13 protein-coding genes and 2 pseudogenes are annotated in these 19,179 nt (G+C 52.8%); 9 read left to right on the forward strand and 6 right to left on the reverse strand.

Translation table 11 applies throughout. The features are described from left to right. The first annotated feature begins 408 nt into the window (after positions 1–408). Entirely contained in the window at positions 409–1,650 is a 1,242-nt protein-coding gene (locus C7W93_RS18450) for a M20/M25/M40 family metallo-hydrolase (RefSeq protein WP_108441715.1), read from the forward strand. 36 nt (positions 1,651–1,686) lie between these two features. Here C7W93_RS18450 and C7W93_RS18455 read toward each other — a convergent pair whose 3' ends face one another. Beyond that, entirely contained in the window at positions 1,687–2,352 is a 666-nt protein-coding gene (locus C7W93_RS18455; RefSeq protein ID WP_108441716.1) for a LysR substrate-binding domain-containing protein, read from the reverse strand. Here C7W93_RS18455 and C7W93_RS25510 point away from each other — a divergent pair. The 4 genes and pseudogenes from C7W93_RS25510 to C7W93_RS18470 form a co-directional block, all read left to right on the forward strand. Beyond that, a pseudogene (locus tag C7W93_RS25510) lies at positions 2,239–2,474 on the forward strand (hypothetical protein); the annotation flags it as partial. The gene C7W93_RS18455 and the pseudogene C7W93_RS25510 overlap by 114 nt on opposite strands. A 60-nt stretch (positions 2,475–2,534) precedes the next feature. Continuing rightward, positions 2,535–2,909, forward strand: a pseudogene (locus C7W93_RS18460) (aconitase family protein); the annotation flags it as partial. Then, complete coding sequence (gene leuD / locus C7W93_RS18465; protein WP_108441717.1) at positions 2,902–3,528, forward strand: 3-isopropylmalate dehydratase small subunit; 627 nt, start codon at positions 2,902–2,904, stop codon at positions 3,526–3,528. The pseudogene C7W93_RS18460 and the gene leuD, both read left to right, overlap by 8 nt. Before the next feature lie 265 nt (positions 3,529–3,793). Then, positions 3,794–4,036 carry a hypothetical protein gene (locus C7W93_RS18470; protein ID WP_108441718.1) on the forward strand — a complete coding sequence of 81 codons (243 nt, stop codon included), beginning with the start codon at positions 3,794–3,796 and terminating at the stop codon, positions 4,034–4,036. Positions 4,037–4,058: 22 nt separating this feature from the next. Here the strand turns inward: C7W93_RS18470 and C7W93_RS18475 are convergent, their stop codons facing one another. From C7W93_RS18475 to C7W93_RS18490, 4 genes are all read right to left on the reverse strand, one after another. Next, positions 4,059–5,150 carry a hypothetical protein gene (locus tag C7W93_RS18475; protein ID WP_108441719.1) on the reverse strand — a complete coding sequence of 364 codons (1,092 nt, stop codon included), beginning with the start codon at positions 5,148–5,150 and terminating at the stop codon, positions 4,059–4,061. 339 nt (positions 5,151–5,489) lie between these two features. Continuing rightward, on the reverse strand, positions 5,490–10,613 hold the full coding sequence (locus tag C7W93_RS18480; RefSeq protein WP_108441720.1) for a RecQ family ATP-dependent DNA helicase: 5,124 nt from the start codon (positions 10,611–10,613) through the stop codon (positions 5,490–5,492). Positions 10,614–10,938: 325 nt separating this feature from the next. Continuing rightward, on the reverse strand, positions 10,939–12,363 hold the full coding sequence (locus tag C7W93_RS18485; RefSeq protein WP_108441721.1) for a heavy metal sensor histidine kinase: 1,425 nt from the start codon (positions 12,361–12,363) through the stop codon (positions 10,939–10,941). Further along, positions 12,360–13,040 carry a heavy metal response regulator transcription factor gene (locus C7W93_RS18490; RefSeq protein WP_108442213.1) on the reverse strand — a complete coding sequence of 227 codons (681 nt, stop codon included), beginning with the start codon at positions 13,038–13,040 and terminating at the stop codon, positions 12,360–12,362. The genes C7W93_RS18485 and C7W93_RS18490 overlap by 4 nt, the downstream gene beginning before the upstream one ends. A gap of 139 nt (positions 13,041–13,179) precedes the next feature. Here C7W93_RS18490 and C7W93_RS18495 point away from each other — a divergent pair, with 139 nt between their 5' ends. From C7W93_RS18495 to yghU, 4 genes are all read left to right on the forward strand, one after another. After that, positions 13,180–13,809, forward strand: coding sequence for a hypothetical protein (locus C7W93_RS18495; RefSeq protein WP_108441722.1), 630 nt, complete (start codon positions 13,180–13,182; stop codon positions 13,807–13,809). Positions 13,810–13,863: 54 nt separating this feature from the next. Next, entirely contained in the window at positions 13,864–14,514 is a 651-nt protein-coding gene (locus C7W93_RS18500) for a cytochrome b/b6 domain-containing protein (protein ID WP_108441723.1), read from the forward strand. Continuing rightward, positions 14,511–15,269 carry a molybdopterin-dependent oxidoreductase gene (locus tag C7W93_RS18505; protein WP_108441724.1) on the forward strand — a complete coding sequence of 253 codons (759 nt, stop codon included), beginning with the start codon at positions 14,511–14,513 and terminating at the stop codon, positions 15,267–15,269. The genes C7W93_RS18500 and C7W93_RS18505 overlap by 4 nt, the downstream gene beginning before the upstream one ends. A 159-nt stretch (positions 15,270–15,428) precedes the next feature. Then, positions 15,429–16,304 carry a glutathione-dependent disulfide-bond oxidoreductase gene (gene yghU / locus C7W93_RS18510; protein ID WP_108441725.1) on the forward strand — a complete coding sequence of 292 codons (876 nt, stop codon included), beginning with the start codon at positions 15,429–15,431 and terminating at the stop codon, positions 16,302–16,304. Positions 16,305–16,595: 291 nt separating this feature from the next. On the opposite strand, the gene gyrB is transcribed toward yghU, so the two are convergent. After that, entirely contained in the window at positions 16,596–19,079 is a 2,484-nt protein-coding gene (gene gyrB, locus C7W93_RS18515; RefSeq protein WP_108441726.1) for a DNA topoisomerase (ATP-hydrolyzing) subunit B, read from the reverse strand. Positions 19,080–19,179 lie beyond the last annotated feature (100 nt).

Raw genomic sequence — 19,179 nt, forward strand, 5'->3', positions numbered from 1 at the left:
AAAAGAACAACACCCCACCACCGAAATAGGCAGCAACCTTGCTTAACTGCTTGAATGTTAATCCGCTGCTCTCGTTCTGTTGTAAAAGCGCAAAACTAGCTTGAGGGGCACGCCAGTTTCGGCGGCGAGCTGCTCTGCTCTGGTGCGATGCCGAAATCGGCGCAGCAACAGGCAATGCGATCAAAGTTAATCAAGTGTATTCGTTCCATTTGTGTTTGGTGATACATGCCATCTTTACGGCATCGCCGCCACTTAAACCACCCTGTTCTGGCTCAGGCCAACACAACGTATTTTTACCTCGCACCGTTCAATCGTCCGACGATATCTTCGCTATCGCTCCAAGATCACCTTAACCCTAAACAAACACGTAAAATCATTCCCATTCCTCCACAATTCTTCCTCAAAAAAATGGTCAACTCACAATACGCTGCGCAACTTTCTACCTGGATTGATGACCATTTCGATGATGAAATCGCTTTTCTTCAGCAAATCGTCCGAGTGCCGACGGATACGCCGCCGGGCAATAATGCGCCCCATGCAGAGCTTGTCGCGGAGTTGTTGACGGCGATGGGTTGGGAGGTCGAGAAGCACTCTGTTCCGGTGGAAACGGTGCGCGATTATGGGATGGAGAGCATTACTAATTTGATCGTGCGGCGGCATTACGGTGCTGCGGGACCGACTATCGCGTTGAATGCGCACGGAGACGTGGTGCCGCCGGGGGATGGCTGGAGCAAAGCGCCGTATGGTGGTGAGATTGCGGATGGGCGGATTTTTGGTCGTGCTACTGCGGTGTCTAAGGGCGATTTTGCTACTTATGTTTTTGCTGTACGGGCACTGGAAGCGTTGGGGATTCCGTTAAAGGGGACGCTGGAATGTCATTTTACTTACGATGAAGAATTCGGCGGTCTGCTTGGTCCGGCGTGGTTATTGGAGAATCAGCTGACTAAGCCTGATTTCGTTATTGCACCGGGGTTTAGTTACAACATCGTGACCGCGCATAATGCTTGTTTGCAATTTGAGATAACGGTGCTGGGCAAGGCTACGCACGGGTCGGCACCCGATACCGGGCACGATGCTTTGCAAGCCGCAACCGCGATTTTGCAGGCGATTTACGCGGCCTTGCCTACGCTTAAAACGATCACTTCTGCGATTCCTGGGATTACGCATCCGACGATGATTGTTGGCCGCATTGAAGGCGGTACGAATACCAATGTTGTGCCGGGCAAAGTTATCCTGAAAATGGATAGACGTATGATTCCTGAAGAAGATCCGGCGCAAGTTGAGACTGATGTCCGGGCCTTGATTGAAGCGGCGATCGCTGGTTTACCGGGGATACGCGTGGAGATTAAACGTCTGTTGCTGGCGCGGGCGTTGCGTCCGCTGCCGGGGCATGAAAAATTACTAAATAGTTTACAAAAAAATGCTGAGGCCGTCTTTGGCGAGCCGATTACTAGCGATGGTTCAGCGCTGTATACCGATGCAAGACTGTACGGTGAACAGGGGATTCCGGTAGTGTTGTACGGCGCGGGGCCACGTACGTTGGGCGAATCCAACGCTAAGCAAGCTGACGAAAATTTGGCCCTTGAGGATTTGCGGCGGGCGACTAAAGTGGTATCGATGACGTTACTGGATTTTCTGCAAGCCTCGTAGTTAATTATCGAAATGGTGAGCTAGCCGGATGCGCGCTCACCATGCATCTTTTACCTCGTTGCATGTACTGAGGTGTGGCATAAAACGATCGGACAAAAACGCTACGAAGGCGGTCACTTTGGCGGATAAATTCAGGCGCTCTGGATAGACCGCGAAGATATCCGAGGACGGTAGCGCCCAGTCGCCAAGAACCTGCACCAATCGCCCTGAGCGTAAATAGGCGGCGATATCCCATTCAGACCGCATCAATATCCCATGCCCTGCAAGCGCCCATTCCATGGCAATTTCACCATCGTTGGTGCTTAACGCGCCGCGTACTTTGATGGTTTCATGCCGCTTACCGCGCGTTAGATGCCAGGTGCCATACGCGGCTTCATTTTCTCTGATAACGATGCAAATATGTTTTTGTAAATCACTGGGAATAACGGGTGCGTCATGCGTTTTCAGGTAGGTTGACGATGCGCATAACATACGGCGATTGGAGGCGATTTTGCGGGCGATGATGCGAGCATCGGGCATTTCTCCTATGCGAATGCCGATATCGAAGGCCTGATCTGCCAAATTCAATGACCGGTCCGATAAGACCAATTGCACTTCTACTTCCGGATAGCGTTTAACGAAATCAGACACGGCCGGCCCGACGTATTTTCTGCCAAAACCGAAGGTCGCATTAACGCGCAACAACCCTTCATTCCTACGCATCCCGTCAGCAACGCCAATCGCGTAATTTTCGATCCGGCGTCGGCTTTGCAGGCCAGCAATCTGAAGCGCAATTGCACCGATTTTGGCATTGCGTTATTCGATACCAACGATAGCGATCAGGGCATCGAACACATCATTGCGCCAGAGCACGGCTGGATCCGGCCCGGCATGGTAGTGCTGTGCGGCGCGAAGATTTGCGGATCGCCGCCGCCATCGTCAAAGGCAAACACATCGCAACATCCGTGCGAGGAATGGTCGTCCCCGGCTCCGGCGTGGTGCGACGTCAAGCCGAAAAAGAAGGGTTGTCAGATATTTTTATCGACGCAGGATTTGAATGGCGACAACCCGGATGTTCGATGTGTCTGGCCATGAACGACGACGTGCTGGCACCCGGCGAGCGTTGTGCATCAACCACCAACAGAAATTTTGAAGGTCGTCAGGGCAGAGACGGCAGGACGCATTTGATGAGTCCCGCCATGGCCGCCGCCGCAGCGCTGGCTGGTTGTATTGCTGACGTCCGCAGTCTGGAAAATAACGAGGAGAACAGTCATGCATAAGCAAACACGCATTCAAGGCATTGCAGCGCCGTTGCTGATCGATAATCTGGATACCGATCAAATTATGCCGAAACAATTTTTGCGAATCATCAATAAAGAGGGTCTGAGTGCTGGCGTTCTTTATGACTTGCGATTCACGCCGGATGGTCAGTCGAAGCGCGATTTTGTGCTGAATCAATCAGCGTTCAAAGACAGCAAATTCCTGATCGGCGGATCTAATTTCGGCTGCGGTTCCAGCCGCGAACATGCGGTTTGGGGATTACAGCAATTAGGCATTGAAGCCGTGATCGCACCTAGTTTTGGCGAGATATTTTTCGGTAATGCACTCAATAATCGCTTGTTATTAATCGTACTGCCGCAAGACCAGATTGCCTTGTTGCTTGCGGGAATTGCTGCGGGCGACCGGCAACTCACCATCGACATGGAAAAAATGACGGTCGACAACGGTGCGCAAAGCTTACCTTTTTCACTCGCAGAACGTCACAAAAAAATGATCGTAGAAGGATTGGATATGGTCGGTGCGACGATGCAAATGTTGCCTGCTATCGCAGCATTTGAGAAGAAACACGATGCTGCATTTCCGTGGGCAAAAGTGCGGCCGACAACATCGCCGCAATAACCGGCATACACACAGAAGAAAAGCGCCACGCCACATTCAATCATCTTATGACAGCTTATACCGGGGGCAATAACGCGGATATCGAGACTAGAAATCGCTGTAAACGTCGGAATAAGACACGCGTTTTAGCCTAGAAAAGATGCTGGCGATTGACCCTGGCCAGCCCCTTCATGCATTTGCTTTTTGAGAAAAGGCGTCAACCTTTCAGGTGTAAAGTGCGTTATTGGATTACAGCCTAACGTGACCATTTCAAGAAGGAAACATCATGTCTACCAAATTTATTCTGACTTTATTATGTGCAACTGCGCTGGCTAGTAGCGCTGGGCTGGCGAATGCCAAAGGCTGTCTGAAAGGGGCTGCAGTTGGCGGCGTTGGCGGTCATTACGCTGGTCATCATGCGGTGCTTGGCGCGGTTGGCGGCTGTGTTGTCGGACGCCATATGGCAAACAAAAAAGCCGCTGAACAGAAGGCCCACCCTGCGCCGGAACAGTCCGCACCCGCAAAATAATAGAAACGATGCAAACGGGCAACTATAACGGTGTGGCCTGAACCACAAACGGCATGCCGAGCAAACCCGTTGCCTCAGCGATTTTCAAGTGACTGGCGTAATGCACGCCTTGATGTTCAAGCGGACCATACAGGTCATAGCTGACTTCCAGCGAAGTAGTTGCGCCTTCGTGGCCAACGGTAAGCATAATCGGTGCGCCGGACAGCATGACGTAATAATGACGCGCACCTTTTCTGGGAACCACCTTAACCAGCTCTGCCACATCCACGGTTTCTGTCACCAAGCCATGTTGCGATGACGCGTTAATCCCGCGAATGACATCGGGCATAGCGGTATACGAACAAACAACCGCCGCAAAAAAAGCAATCAACAACCCTTGTATCCGTGCTGCGCCCTGCTTGGTCAGCTGAAACAACAACACAATCTGCAAAATCATAAAAAGCACGCTGCCCAACAATACGAATTTCCACGGAAATTGGCCTGATGCAAGCGGCTGATTATGGCTCGCACCCACAATCATTAGAATAAGCAACGTAATAAATGGCAAGTTCGGCCCCCAAACGTCAATCACCCGCGCACGCGCCTGCGGTGCAGTATCGGACGACAATTTTTCAAAAGCCTCCACCAGACTTGGCACGTTAGACGCCAAGATTTCACGCGCTGAATCTACCGCAGTACCTTGAGAAAAAGCACCCGCTTTTTTAATCGAAAGGGAAAGCTTTTGATGGCTATAGCTAAGGGAATTGAAGGATGGAATGACCTTGCTCATTTGAATTAAAATGCGCCGCAATTCGGGATTTTTTCGTAGAACCCACATGACGTCCACGCGATAGGCGGTAATTGAAAAGATCTCATCAAATTGCTTATCCCCGCTCTTGGGCTGCTGAAATAGCGACATCCCCTCGAAAAAGCGCGTCCACTTGGTATTTTTGCGCAGCACCAGATTCATGCGTAGCGGCGAACTTGCGATCAGACTGATATCGTTTTTAGACTTTACCGTCTTGATGCCAAGCAATTCGCCCCTGCTTCCCGCATACTTGCTCACTGTTCCTGAAATTACCATCACAACAATTACGGTAAAAATAATGATGCCGATAATGATCAGGAAGGCCATACAAATCTCGTTGGTGTGTGAGAAAGTTTCAGTATAAACAATAGGCAAAAAAATAACCATTTCTCAATGGTTAAGTTAAAAATATTTTTTAATCCGTCGTATTTCGTCGATTTGAGGCTTGTATTCTTCGCATTATCGGATTGATTTAGCCATCCCGGGATGGGGTAACGACGTGCCAAAATTGAGGAATATCGATTAGCAGAAACGCTCATTTAAACCAATAAAATCATAAAATTAGCGTAACTGCTAATCCTGTTTCAAAGCTGAATTTATCGCAGAGCATGTCATTTTAACCTGCACTTGGTGCAGCTTATTGGCCAGGTCGACTCTCCCCTTTATTCATCTCGGTTCAAATACAAGCTCTGGCAACACAACTTCCCATTCGTCGCAACGACAGCGATTAAGATACTTTTCTTCAGTATCTTTACGCCTGCGGACAATCATCGCGCGCACACTTCCAGAGACAAATTGCATGCCTTTAGGCGCTGAAAAGCTCTGCGAAAGTACGCCGACGATCATGCCGTTTTTATCCACGAGTTCCCACTTATTTTCACGCTGCCTTAAGGCAATTGCATCACCGGCGGAGAGTGCAGAAATAGCGGAGTGTACGCGGTCCTTTATATTCCATTGCCCTGCAAATCCTATGTCAACCTCCTTTTGCGTAAGGCGCAAATAGCGGCGGCGCATCTCAATCCCCGGGCTTGGCAGTAACATCGGTGGACGATGAAGTACGTGCGGCGAGGCATGTAACGCCTCAAGAAAAATATTTTTTTGGGCTAGTTGCGCGAGAGTGAGCGTTTTTTTAGCCCGGGTCATCGCAACATAAAATATGCGACGCGGGGCATCCGTATCCTCATTGTCGCCACTACGATCCCAATTGCCATCCAAAATCGCGACATGATCAAATTCCAGTCCCTTAGCGCGATGCGCGGTCATCAACAACACGCCGCCTTGCCGTTGCCGGGCCTCGCGCATCCACTCCCACAGCCAGCCGATAAAATATTCTGTGTGTACTTCTGCGCCGGTACTTTCCACAATATATTCTTCGAGCGCATCGCGCTGTAAATCCCACCACGGTCCAGACGGCTGCTGATTTAACCAGCGATTGATTTCAACTGCAGCGATGAGTTGGCCCTGTTGTGTGCGCAGCCATCGGATTAACGCCTGTGTTTCACGCAGAGGCCAAAAATGCGACGTTTCCTCGTTACCGAGTTGCACCGGGATGCCATGCAATTCGCAATAGCATCGCGCTGGGTCGAGGTCGGCCCAATTCCGCGCAATTACGGCAACATTGCGCCAATCCCAACTCGGGTCGAGCGTTGCGAGGCGCTGTAATTCCACCATCACGGATTGTGCCTGCTGGATAGGATTGTAGGTCTTAGCTAATATCTGGACACGGCCTTTACCGACGGGATCGATCTGCTCCCATTCCCCGCCCGCCTTGAGCTTTAATCGTCCGCGATCAATGATGATTGGGTTATCGATTTTCATGCGGTTGCGGGCGGCGGCGATGACGCTGTTGCTAGCCTCGATGATATGGCGAGTTGAGCGATAATTCTCGACCAAAAAGGCTGGCTTTGCGGCGTAATCTTGCTCAAAGCGGCGAATGAATTCCACTGATGCGCCATCGAAGGCATAAATATTCTGGTCATCGTCGCCGACGGCAAACAGGCTGAGGCGACCATCCTCTTCCGAGCGTGTGCGGCCAGCTAGTGCAGAAATTAATGCGTATTGATCCTGACCAATATCCTGATATTCGTCTACCAGAATCCAGCGAAATGCGGCCAGCAAATGATCACGCTGTTCGTCGGCCTCATCGGGAGGCAAACCGTCTCCCTTCAAAAGTGCGATCGCCTGTAACAGCACTTCTTTAAACGGCAGATCGCCTTGAAACGCGCGACCATAAAAACTCGCCCCTGCCAACCGCATGGCAAATGCATGACAGGTCAGCACCGCCACACGCTTTGCATCGTCCCCGATCAGCGCCGCAAGCCGGGTACGGATTTCTACTGCGGCATGCCGATTGTAGGCGAGCGCGAGAATGCCACGCGGATTTTCACGTTTGACGCGGACCAGATAAGCAATCCGATGGACCAGCACACGGGTCTTCCCTGAACCCGGACCGGCCAGCACCAGAACATTGGTCTGCTCGCGATCATCCGTCACAATTCTTTGCTGCGTTGTATTGTTCAGGTCTTCAACAATCGTACGCCACGACGCGGGCGTAGTTTGCCGCGCTAGTTCTTTTTCTCGCTCAGGTAACCAACGCTCCATAAAGTCATCGCGCGTTAAACCAAAATAATCCATCGCAAGCTGCAAGGCGTTGACCATTGCCAGCAGCCCACGCTGCACGTATTCAGCCATGACGTGGATTTGCACAATTTGTTCGTCGTAATGCAATTTTAGCGGTGCAAAATCGGCTTTCACAAAATTCCGCTTGTCCATGCCAAGCCGAATAGTCATTGCTGGCCGAAACACTGCCAAGCCTTTATTTAGCCGAATAACTTCTTGTTCATGCAACCACAACAGGGCGCGATCTAGCAATTTTGAGGTATCTTTTACCTCTCCCCGCAACTGTAAATCGCCGTCGATCACCGCCAGCAATTTGCCCAGTGTCGTCACCGCCAACAAATCCGTTCCACGCGATCCTGCGGGTAAAACTGCCAACAGATGATCGACTAATAATGCTGCCGCTGTACGCCGTAATTCCGCCGTTTTTTTTAGTGCGCTCCATTCTCGTTGCAGCGTAATCTGAAGACTTTCTGCATCCAGTCTGCGTAGCCGAATACTGCCTAAGCCATCTTCACTACGGCCATCGTTAGCAAGGCTCTGCACGATGCGTGCGATTTTTTCCGGTAAAGCAGTGAGGTGTCCATCATCTTTGAGAGCTTGTGTTGCACGACGCAACTGCAAAAAAGTTGTCTCGCCTTTCGTAAGATCGGGCGCGGCCTCTTGCAGCTTTGCGATTAAAGTAGTTTCTAATCCGGCTGCCTCTTCCAAGCGTTTTAGCGACGTGCGCTCAACCCCGGTATGGACAAAAGCAGTTAAAGCAGTATCGTTACTTGCAATCCCGAATTTCTCAAGATCGTAGAGCGCTGCCCTTACCTTGTCGGACGAATGGCCAGATGCGCCCATCAACTCATCGGTTGAAATGCCCTCATCCGCATCGGCAGAAATTAACGCATCGACTAGCGCTAACAACTGACGACGATAGTCGGGATCTAAGGCTATTTTAGCCAGCTTAGCTTTGGCTTCGTCCATTGATCCGACACGCAAGGACGATGGAAAAACTTGCACACTGTTTTCTTCACGGGTGAGCAATGCGGCTTCTTCCAGCCATGAAATACCGGTGCGTACACGTGTGTCGTCCGTTGCAGAATCTCGCGCAAAATTAGCGTCGATATCCTCGGCCAGAATCTCGCCGGCGGTGGCGATGATTTCACCCTCCGAGCGTTTCTTTCGATCAAGATTTTTGAGTGCCTTCAGAATGGCCTGAATCTCCCGTTGCGTCAGCCGGGAACGTGCCGACATTCCGAACTGGCGTTCGACATCTTCCGGGGTATAAAGCAGCACGCAACGCGCTGATTCGCGGTCGCGTCCGGCACGGCCCGCCTCTTGCATATAATTTTCTAGCGAACCGGGAATATCGGCGTGAATTACCAATCTTACGTCCGGCTTGTCGATGCCCATGCCAAAGGCATTGGTGGCAACAATTACTTGTAACTCGCCACGGATAAATTGTTGTTGCGTACTTTTTTTGGCCTCCGGTTGCATTACTGCGTGAAAGTGGCCCGCCTTAATGCCTTTCTCGCGCAAAAATTCCGCTATTTCTTCGGTTTGTTTGCGGGACGCGCAATATACAATGGCACCGCCTTGCGTCGGGAGCGGCAAGTCTGCCATCAGCAACTGGTAAATATGCGCTAACTTTTCGGCTGGCGTCGTGGGAACAACCGAAAAAGAAAGATTGGTGCGGTTAGCGCCGCCATTAAACACGGTCAGTTCAATCCCAACCTTATCCCGAAAATGGCCGATCATGTCGGCCACCACATCCGGCTTTGCGGTCGCGGTCAGACACATCACAGGCGCCGCACCATTCGTCCCCGATTTTTCTTTGATGAATCGACCGACGTACCGATAATCGGGCCGAAAGTCATGGCCCCATTTGGAGATGCAATGCGCCTCGTCCAAAATCCATGCACCGATCTCGCGTTGCTCCAACACTTTTCTCAACGCACGATTACGCAACTGTTCTGGCGAAACAATCAAAATGCCAATATCGCCAAGTCGAACCCGATCGAGAACATCCGCGCGCTCCGGCATAGACAGAAGGCCATTAATAGCAGCACAGCAAGAAATTCCGCGCGCTTCCAATCCGGCAACCTGATCCGACATCAGCGCGACTAACGGCGAAATAACGACCGTCAATGCGCCGGTTTTGTCATAGCGAGACAACGCAGGAATTTGATAACACAGGGATTTTCCTGTGCCGGTAGGCAGGATGCCCAACACATGCTTTCCTTGTAAGGCCGCCTCCACAATCGCCTGTTGCAGCGGGTGCCCATTTGCATCTGCTGGTTCAGGGCGAAAATCGGAAAAGCCGAACCAGCGCTTCAACTCTTTACGCGCATCATGTCGCTCACTGCACCACGCGCATGTCGGCTCGCCGCAACTGGTATCGCGCAGCAATTTTACTAATGCAGCCGCTTTAGGAAATTGATGGCGCACCCATGGGGGCATGACCGAATTTCCGCCCGCGACGGACAGCCATGACAACGCATACGCCAGCGCCCAACCGTCATCGCTGGTATCGGCCAATATTTGCGTCCCGTGCACCATGCAGGCGTTGCCAGATAGCTGCCGCATAATCGCCGCATAAGCCGCGCTCTGCGACGGACGTGTTTCGCGACGCACCGTCATAAAGAAAGAATTAAGGCTTGAATTGCCCGCGCCGGATGCCGTCAACCAACGCCAAGCCAGCAGCAAATCGGGCGCTAATTCCTGCATCGCCTGAAACGCCTGCAACTGATCACGAAAAACATCCAGCGTCAGCCGTGCATCAAGCTCAGGGTTATTTAGCTCGCCGCTTCGAAGCCGACCGTCTTTGTAATGTTTGACTAAATGATGATAAGGATTCCGAGGAAATGCCAGGGGATTCAAACGCAGCGTATCTACTGCCGGAAGTTTGAGTAATCGCAAATCCGGCTGAGCCGCGGCCAGATGAGGAAGATCAAAATCAATCAGATTATGCCCCAGTAGAAAAGATGCCGTTTGAGCAAGTTCATCTAACTGGATTAGCGCCGCGCCAAGATCGCCTTTTGTGAATACCAGAGTGGCGTCAGTTTCTCCATGCACCGCAGCGAAACTATGAATACGCGCATCGCGGATTCCGACCTCCAAATCGATGGAAAGGCAGCGTGGAGTAATCGCGAGCGCCGTGCGCTGTTTTTGAGCAGGATCTTTCATAGGCAAATGTTATTGCAAATTGCGGGGATTTACTTTGTTTAGAGACAACTTATTTTGGGCACCTGTTCAATAGGGGCGCAATCTATCAATCATAGATAACAAATGGCGTTGTGTTTTAAGGAGAAGAAATGACGTTGGTATAGCGAAAGTATGTCCGATGGACATGCTGGGCAATAGAGCCTCTGGCGCTTGCTAACTCAGTCAGATGCCGACTGAGAGAAGCGCTTATCCCAAAGAACTTATCATTTACAGCAATATTTACAGCCGTCTAAACAAATACCCATGCCAGCGAGCTACACGCCCTACACTGGCGCGAGCCACTTTTTTAGGTTCGCGCCTGGATTGCCCGAGGCATCTGTGGAAAATACAGGCTAAAGCGGATCAGCCCCGCTGCTGAACAATTCACTTCAGCGCTGCCGCCGTGCACCAGCATGATGGCACGCACAATGGCCAGTCCCAGTCCGTTCGATTCCGTGAATTCACTGCGCGACTTGTCGCCGCGGTAGAAGCGGTCGAACAAGCGATCCAGCTGTTCTTGCGGGATCGGATCCCCTTGATTTTCCACTTCAACACATGTGCCCTGCGCCTGTGACTTGCTGCTTAACCGCACGATACTTCCCGGCAGCGCATAGCGCACCGCGTTCACCACCAGATTGCTAACCGCGCGGCGCCACATCACCGGACTGACTTGCAGCTCGCCGCTGGCATCGACTACCAGCCTGATGTCGCGCTCTTCGGCGATACCTTCAAAATACTCTGCGATCTTGTGCAGCTCATCGGCCAGTACCAGCGATGTCTTTTCGACAGCGAGACCAGCATGGTCGGCATGCGCCAGAAACAGGATGTTTTCCACGATACGGCTCAGCCGCTGCAGTTCCTCCAGATTGGATTCCAGCACCTGCTGATATTCACTGGCATTGCGTACCTTGTTCAGCGTTACCTGAGTCTGCCCCATCATGGCACCGATCGGCGTACGGATTTCGTGCGCGAGGTCGGCAGAAAATTGCGACAGATTTTCATAGCCCTCGGAGAGCCGGTCCAGCATGGCGTTGAAGGATGCCGCCAGCCGCCGCAACTCTTGCGGTGCGTCTTCTTCGCGCAGGCGTATCGCGATATTGGTCGGACTGACTTCGGCGGCGCGCCCGGCCATCGAAGTCAACGGCCGAAAGCCGCGCTTCAGCACTAGGAAGCCGAGCAGCGCTGCCAGCAGCACCGATATTGCAGCAGCACCGATCACCTGCCAATAGTATGCCGAAAGGATAGACGATTCTTGCGTCATCACATGGGCACCGACGATCACTACTTTGGGGCCATCTTTACCCACTTCTGCCTCGGCCGAGATCCAGCGCACACGCACACCATCGGCGCGTTCACCTGTTTGCAGTGACGCTAAGGTCAAGGATCGATTCAAGCCCACCGACGGCATCGGTGGTGGGGTCAGGTTAGCCGGATTGACGCGTACGAACGGTGCCTGACCCGGATAAGCGAACATCAATACATCTTGCTCGCTACCCAGCATGGTTTCAAACAATGCCGGTCGATCTTCCATCTGCTTGACGTTGTAGAGATCGTGCAACAGCGTGCGGAAATGCTCTACTCTGCCAATTAACGAATAATCAGCACGGGTTTCCAGCGCCTTTCGGGTCGACGAATACAGGTACATGCCGAGGCTGGTAACGATGGTGCAGGCAATCAGCGCGAACAGAAAAGAGACGCGTGCGGTCAGTGAACGGGTACGCCAGAGATTCATGGATTTTCGGAAAACATGTAGCCGATACTCCGCACCGTATGGATCAGTTTGTGCTCAAAGGGATTATCGATCTTTGCGCGCAGGCGCTTGATGGCGACGTCGACCACATTCGTATCGCTGTCGAAATTCATGTCCCACACTTCGCAAGCGATGACGGTGCGTGACAAGGCTTCGTCCTGGCGTTTAACCAACAGATGCAGCAATAGGAATTCCTTGTTGGTGAGGACAATATCGACGCCCTGACGCGTGACCTTGCGGCGCAACAGATCAAGCTGCAAATCTGCCACTTGAAAAAAATCCAGCGCCTGTGCCTCACGCAGTACGCCGCGCCGCAGCAGAGTCCGAATCCGCAGCAGCAGTTCGGTAAACGAAAATGGCTTGACCAGATAATCGTCGGCGCCCAACTCTAGCCCGTGTATGCGATCGTTCACATGGTCGCGCGCGGTCAGGAAGATGACCGGCAGATCGCGGCGGGCGCGAATCGCACGCATGATGGTCCAACCGTCAGTGCCGGGCAACATGACATCCAGCACCACCAGGTCGTAAGAGTTCTCCAGCGCCATGTGCAAACCGTCGCTGCCGTTGGAAATCAAGTCGACCGCATATCCTGATTCGCGCAGACCTTTCTTGAGGTAGGCACCGGTCTTGGGGTCGTCTTCGATGACGAGGATAGGCATGCTGATTCCTTGATGGTAATCGCCCCATTCTATCAATTCGCGCCCCAAGAAGAATGACAATATTGTCATCCATATGTCACCGATAAGACACTTAAGCACGCCTACCATGGACATTCCAGCAACCACCTAAACTACTCTCATGACAACTGCACAATTCTTACGTCGGCTGGTTCCCGCCCTGGCCGCATCGACTTTCCTCGCCTATGGCAGCCTCGCTATCGCCCAGACTGCCGCTACAACAACACCGGTGCGGGTGCGCGCCACAATTGAAAAAGTTAACGCCGACAATCTCGAAGTCAGCACCAGAGCTGGCAAGAAACTGACCTTGAAACTGGCACCGGACCTAATCCTACTCTCGGTGAGCCATGCCGCCATCACCGACATTAAGTCAGATAGTTTCATCGGCAGCGCCGCCATACCACAGGCTGATGGCAGCCTGAAGGCGCTGGAAGTCACCGTCTTCCCACCCGGAATGAAATCAGGCGAAGGTCATTACGCTTGGGACCTGGGTAAGAAAAGCACTATGACCAACGGTACTGTCGGCGATGTAGTCGTCACCAGCGGCCGCACCATCACAGTCAAGTATCCGGATGGTGAAAAGAAAATCGTGGTGCCGGCCGACGTCCCTATCGTTAGCCTCAACAAAGGTGACCGCAGCTTGCTGGTGCCTGGCGCCCACGCCGTATTCGTTGTCAACAAGGCCGCCGATGGCAGCGACGTGGTAGGTCGCGCCCTGGTTGGCGTCAAAGGCGTAGTGCCGCCGATGTAATGCCGCATCGCGGGCAGCCCATCTGCCCGCAACGATTCTATATAAGGTGTATTCATGGCGACTGCCGATAAACCCCGCCGCATCATTCATCCGCTGCTGGTGCGCGTAGCGCACTGGACCAACGCCTTCGCCATCGTCTGCATGGTGATGAGCGGCTGGGGGATCTACAACGCCTCGCCACTGTTCGGCTTCGATTTTCCGCATTGGGCCACTCTCGGCGGCTGGCTGGGCGGAGCGATTGCCTGGCATCTGGCGGCGATGTGGCTATTGGTAGTAAACGGCTTGATCTATCTTGGCTACGGCCTGCTGGCCGGACATTTCCGCCGCCATTTCCTGCCGCTAGGATTGCGTCCGCTGCTACGCGATATAAAAGATGCGTTGACCTTCAAACTGGCGCATCAGCCCGGCACTTATAACACCGTGCAACGCCTGATGTACATCGTCGTGTTACTGCTTGGCGTGCTGGTGGTAGCGTCCGGTTTGTCGATCTGGAAACCGGTGCAGCTGGACAGTCTGGTCGACCTGTTCGGCGGCTACGACATTGCGCGCCACGTGCACTTTGTAGCGATGGCTGGCATCGTCGCCTTCGTAGTAGTGCATCTGGCGCTGGTACTGATCGTGCCGAGCACACTGCTGCCGATGCTGACCGGACGGGCTCCCCGCCACGCCCGCAAGAAACTTACAAAGCAGGAGCAGCAAGTATGAGCGAGAAGAAAAATCAACCGCCGAAAAACAATGAACTACAACCCGAACTAGTACAACTGCAGCGCCGTCTATTCCTGCGCTCGGGGCTGTCACTGGGGGCGTTGTCGCTGCTGACCGGCTGCAATCTGCAAGACGGCGATCAGGTCGACAAGGTATTGTGGGCAATGTCACGCTGGAATGATCGTGTGCAAAGCATGTTGTTTCGCCCCAATCATCTGGCGCCGACCTATCCGGCCAGCATGATCACCAAGCCATTTCCATTCAATGCCTTTTACGATGCAGATTCGGCGCCGGAGATCGATGGTGATACGTATACGTTGGAAGTCTCAGGGCTGGTGCGTAACAAGCGCAACTGGAACCTGGCGCAATTAAGGGCATTGCCACAAGTGTCGCAAATCACGCGCCATATCTGCATCGAAGGCTGGAGCGCCATCGGCCAGTGGGGCGGCGTGCCGTTTCGCACTTTCCTAGCGCATATCGGTGCTGATACTACCGCAAAGTATGTCGGCTTCAAATGTGCAGACCGCTACTATTCCAGCATCGACATGGCAACTGCGTTGCATCCGCAGACTATGCTGGCATTGGATTTTGGCACTTCGCCATTACCAACCGAGTATGGCTATCCGTTGAAACTGCGGGTACCGACCAAGCTCGGCTTCAAGAATCCCAAGCATATTGCAGCAATCTTCGTCACTAATGAAAATCCCGGTGGCTATTGGGAAGACCAAGGGTACAACTGGTACAGCGGTTCTTAACGTCTGACAGTAACAGGCAGTCGTTTTCGAATGTGGATCCCGCTCAGTGCATGCCTTCGGCGCCAGCATAAATCTTCGGCCGAGTATGCATTTTTACTTACCGGTTACACTAAGCAATATTCTGCACCAGAAACTACGCGACATTATGGAGCCTATCTAATGAGTAGCGAAAACTTGTACACCCCACCCAACGTCTGGTCCTGGGATAAGGAAAGCGGCGGCAAGTTTGCCAGCATCAACCGGCCTGTTGCTGGTGCCACGCATGACAAAAACCTGCAGGTGGGACGCCATCCGTTGCAGCTTTATTCGCTCGCCACACCCAATGGCGTCAAAGTAACGATCATGCTTGAAGAGTTGCTGGCCCTGGGCCACGGCGGTGCCGAGTACGACGCTTGGCTGATTCGCATCAACGATGGCGACCAGTTCGGCAGTGGATTTGTTGGTGCCAACCCCAACTCCAAGATTCCAGCTCTCGTGGACCACAGTGGCGAAACACCGGTGCGGATATTCGAATCCGGAGCCATTCTGCAGTACCTGGCCGAGAAGTTTGGTGCCTTCCTGCCCGCCAGCGGCGCGGCGCGCGCCGAATGCTTGTCCTGGCTATTCTGGCAAATGGGCAGTGCGCCCTTTCTGGGCGGAGGCTTTGGTCATTTCTATGCTTACGCACCTGAAAAGTTTGAGTACCCGATCAACCGCTACGCGATGGAAGTCAAACGCCAGCTTGATGTATTGGAGCGTCGGCTGTCAGAGCATCGCTTCCTGGCGGGCAACGACTATACCATCGCGGACATGGCGGTTTGGCCGTGGTATGGCGCGCTGGTCAAAGGCCACCTCTACGAGGCAGGCGAGTTCCTCAGCGTGCACGAGTACAAGCATGTGCTACGCTGGACTGACGAGATTGCCCTGCGCCCAGCCGTGGAGCGCGGCCGCAAGGTCAACCGTGCCTGGGGCGAGCCGTCCGGCCAGCTCCTCGAGCGCCACGACGCCAGCGACTTCGACCTCAAGACGCAAGACAAGCTGGTTCCTTCCTCCTAGGGCAAGTCATGACTCCGGTATGACTGCGCTAGTGCCCTCAGGTTCGCCGCAGGGTGTACCACCCGGGATGCTTTAACAAATCCCTGAACAGTCCCAGGCTTGCCTGAAATAAAAAAGCTCGTGCATCCAGTTAGCGGTGCACGAGCTTTTTAAACTCTGATGATCAAGGTTTTCAGCACAACAGACGTGGCTCAAAAGATTCAGCGGCACCACGTCTAATTGCTTTTCCGCAGCCCACCTTTGTCAGTTTATCGTTCTCAAACTGCCAGTTGATGGGTACAGCTAAAACCATCAAACATCAATATTCCCAGCCTGCAACGCATTCAACTCAATAAACGCGCGCCGTGGTTCAACGTCGTCGCCCATCAACGTCATAAAGATTTGATCCGCGGCAATCGCGTCGTCGATCTGTACTTTTAGCAGGCGGCGCACGGTTGGGTCCATTGTGGTTTCCCATAGTTGGCTTGGGTTCATTTCACCCAGTCCTTTGTAGCGCTGTTTGCTGACGCCGCGTTCTGCTTCGTCGCGTAGCCAGGCCATGGCTTGGTGGAAATCGGCAATGGCGAATTCTTTTACTTTTTCACCGGTGCCGCGACGGACCATTGCACCCGGACCGATCAGACCTTTGAAGGTGGCGGCGGCGTTGCATAGTACTTTGTAGTCGGAGCTGGTGACGAAGTCGCTGTCGATAACGCTGGCTTTGATATTGCCGTGGTACATCCGTTGAATCCGCAGTTGATGCTTTTCTGTCAGTTCATCGGATTTGACGATGACGTTGACCGCAGGATCACCGATTTCTTTGGTGAGTGCTTGCGCGGATAATTCGGCATTTTCAACGGTGTCTAGTTCTAGCGTGACGCCAGTCATGATGGCGGTGAGGGCAGCGCCGTCGATGGCGCGGGTCAGGCGCGTGATGATGGCGTTGGCGGTGTTGTATTGACGAACCAGTTCTGTCAGGGCCGGGCCGCTGATCGGATCGGTGCCTGAACTCGGGACTAGCGAGGCGTCATTGAGCGCGACCTGCATCATGTATTGAACTTCTTCAACGTCATCTTTGAGATAGCGTTCGTCTTTGCCGTGCTTGACTTTGTACAGTGGCGGTTGCGCGATGTAGATGTGGCCGCGCTCAACCAGTTGCGGCATTTGACGATAGAACAATGTCAGCAGCAGCGTGCGGATGTGGGCACCATCGACGTCTGCATCGGTCATGATGATGATGCGGTGATAACGCAGTTTGTCGGCATTGAATTCGTCCGGGCCGATGCTGGTGCCTAGCGTCGCGATCAAGGTCGTGATCTGCTCTGACGATAGCATTTTTTCGAAGCGTGCTTTTTCGACGTTCAAGACTTTACCGCGCAATGGCAGAATCGCCTGAAATTTACGGTCGCGGCCTTGCTTGGCTGAACCGCCCGCAGAGTCACCCTCGACGATGTAAAGTTCGCATAATGCGGGATCTTTTTCCTGGCAATCGGCAAGTTTGGAGGATAAACCGAGGCCATCCATCACGCCTTTACGACGGGTCAGCTCACGCGCTTTACGCGCTGCATCACGGGCACGTGCAGCTTCGACGATTTTGCCGCAGATGATTTTGGCGTCGTTTGGTTTTTCTTGCAGATAGTCGCTGAGTGTTCTGGCGACAATTTCTTCGACCGGCAAACGCACTTCGCTGGAGACAAGTTTGTCTTTGGTTTGCGAACTGAATTTTGGCTCAGGGACTTTGACTGATAACACGCAAGTCAGGCCCTCGCGCATGTCGTCGCCGCTGGTTTCGACTTTGGCGCGTTTGGCGAAATCATGTTCTTCGATGTACTTGTTCAGTACACGAGTCATCGCTGCACGCAGGCCGGTGAGATGGGTACCGCCGTCGCGTTGCGGGATGTTATTGGTGAAGCATAATACTTGCTCGTTATAGGCGTCATTCCATTGCATGGAGACGTCGACTGTGACGCCTTCTTTTTCGCCTGTCGCCTGAAAAATCGTTGGGTGCAATACGCTTTTGTTTTTGTTGATGTATTCAACGAAACCGCGTGTGCCGCCTTCGAACGCGAAAAGTTCTTCTTTGCCGGTGCGTTGATCGGTCAGTTTGATACGCACACCGTTGTTCAGGAACGATAATTCGCGGATACGCTTGGCTAGAATTTCGTAGTGGAATTCGACGTGTGTAAAAATTTCTTCGTCGGCCCAGAAGTGCACTTCCGTACCGCGCTTGTCGGTGTCGCCAATGACTTTGATGGGCGATACGATCATGCCGTCTATGGTTTCGATGTCACGATTTTGCGGTACGCCGCGTACGAATTCCATGAAATGGACTTTGCCATCGCGACGGATGGTGAGCTTCAATAACTTGGACAAACCGTTGACGCAAGAAACGCCCACGCCATGCAAACCGCCGGAAACTTTATAAGAGTTTTGATCGAATTTACCGCCAGCGTGCAACTCGGTCATGACGATTTCGGCTGCGCTGCGCTTAGGTTCGTGCTTGTCGTCAAACTTGATGCCGGTGGGGACGCCACGGCCATTGTCGGTGACGGAAATCGAATTATCAGAATGGATCGTGACGTTGATTTCGGTGCAATGACCGGCTAACGATTCGTCGATGGAGTTGTCCAGAACTTCAAACACCAGATGATGCAAGCCGGTGCCGTCTGAAGTGTCGCCGATGTACATCCCCGGACGTTTTCGTACTGCTTCCAGACCTTCGAGGATCTGAATTGAGGACGCGCCGTACGCATTTGGTGGCGGCTGATTGGTGTTGTCTTGAGGGATTGATGACATGGCTACCTTCTGAATAAACTGCTACAAAAACATGAATCCAAGCTAATGATCTGCTAATCGGATGAACTAACAAAAATGGTGGATTTTCTGATCAGGCTAA

The sequence above is a fragment of the Glaciimonas sp. PCH181 genome (assembly GCF_003056055.1).
Lineage (GTDB): Bacteria > Pseudomonadota > Gammaproteobacteria > Burkholderiales > Burkholderiaceae_D > Glaciimonas.

Coding starts and splice junctions, on each gene's coding strand:
- C7W93_RS18450 (WP_108441715.1), top strand. CDS start 409: ATGGTCAACTCACAATACGCTGCGCAACTTTCTACCTGGATTGATGAC.
- C7W93_RS18455 (WP_108441716.1), bottom strand. CDS start 2,352: ATGCGTAGGAATGAAGGGTTGTTGCGCGTTAATGCGACCTTCGGTTTT.
- leuD (WP_108441717.1), top strand. CDS start 2,902: ATGCATAAGCAAACACGCATTCAAGGCATTGCAGCGCCGTTGCTGATC.
- C7W93_RS18470 (WP_108441718.1), top strand. CDS start 3,794: ATGTCTACCAAATTTATTCTGACTTTATTATGTGCAACTGCGCTGGCT.
- C7W93_RS18475 (WP_108441719.1), bottom strand. CDS start 5,150: ATGGCCTTCCTGATCATTATCGGCATCATTATTTTTACCGTAATTGTT.
- C7W93_RS18480 (WP_108441720.1), bottom strand. CDS start 10,613: ATGAAAGATCCTGCTCAAAAACAGCGCACGGCGCTCGCGATTACTCCA.
- C7W93_RS18485 (WP_108441721.1), bottom strand. CDS start 12,363: ATGAATCTCTGGCGTACCCGTTCACTGACCGCACGCGTCTCTTTTCTG.
- C7W93_RS18490 (WP_108442213.1), bottom strand. CDS start 13,040: ATGCCTATCCTCGTCATCGAAGACGACCCCAAGACCGGTGCCTACCTC.
- C7W93_RS18495 (WP_108441722.1), top strand. CDS start 13,180: ATGACAACTGCACAATTCTTACGTCGGCTGGTTCCCGCCCTGGCCGCA.
- C7W93_RS18500 (WP_108441723.1), top strand. CDS start 13,864: ATGGCGACTGCCGATAAACCCCGCCGCATCATTCATCCGCTGCTGGTG.
- C7W93_RS18505 (WP_108441724.1), top strand. CDS start 14,511: ATGAGCGAGAAGAAAAATCAACCGCCGAAAAACAATGAACTACAACCC.
- yghU (WP_108441725.1), top strand. CDS start 15,429: ATGAGTAGCGAAAACTTGTACACCCCACCCAACGTCTGGTCCTGGGAT.
- gyrB (WP_108441726.1), bottom strand. CDS start 19,079: ATGTCATCAATCCCTCAAGACAACACCAATCAGCCGCCACCAAATGCG.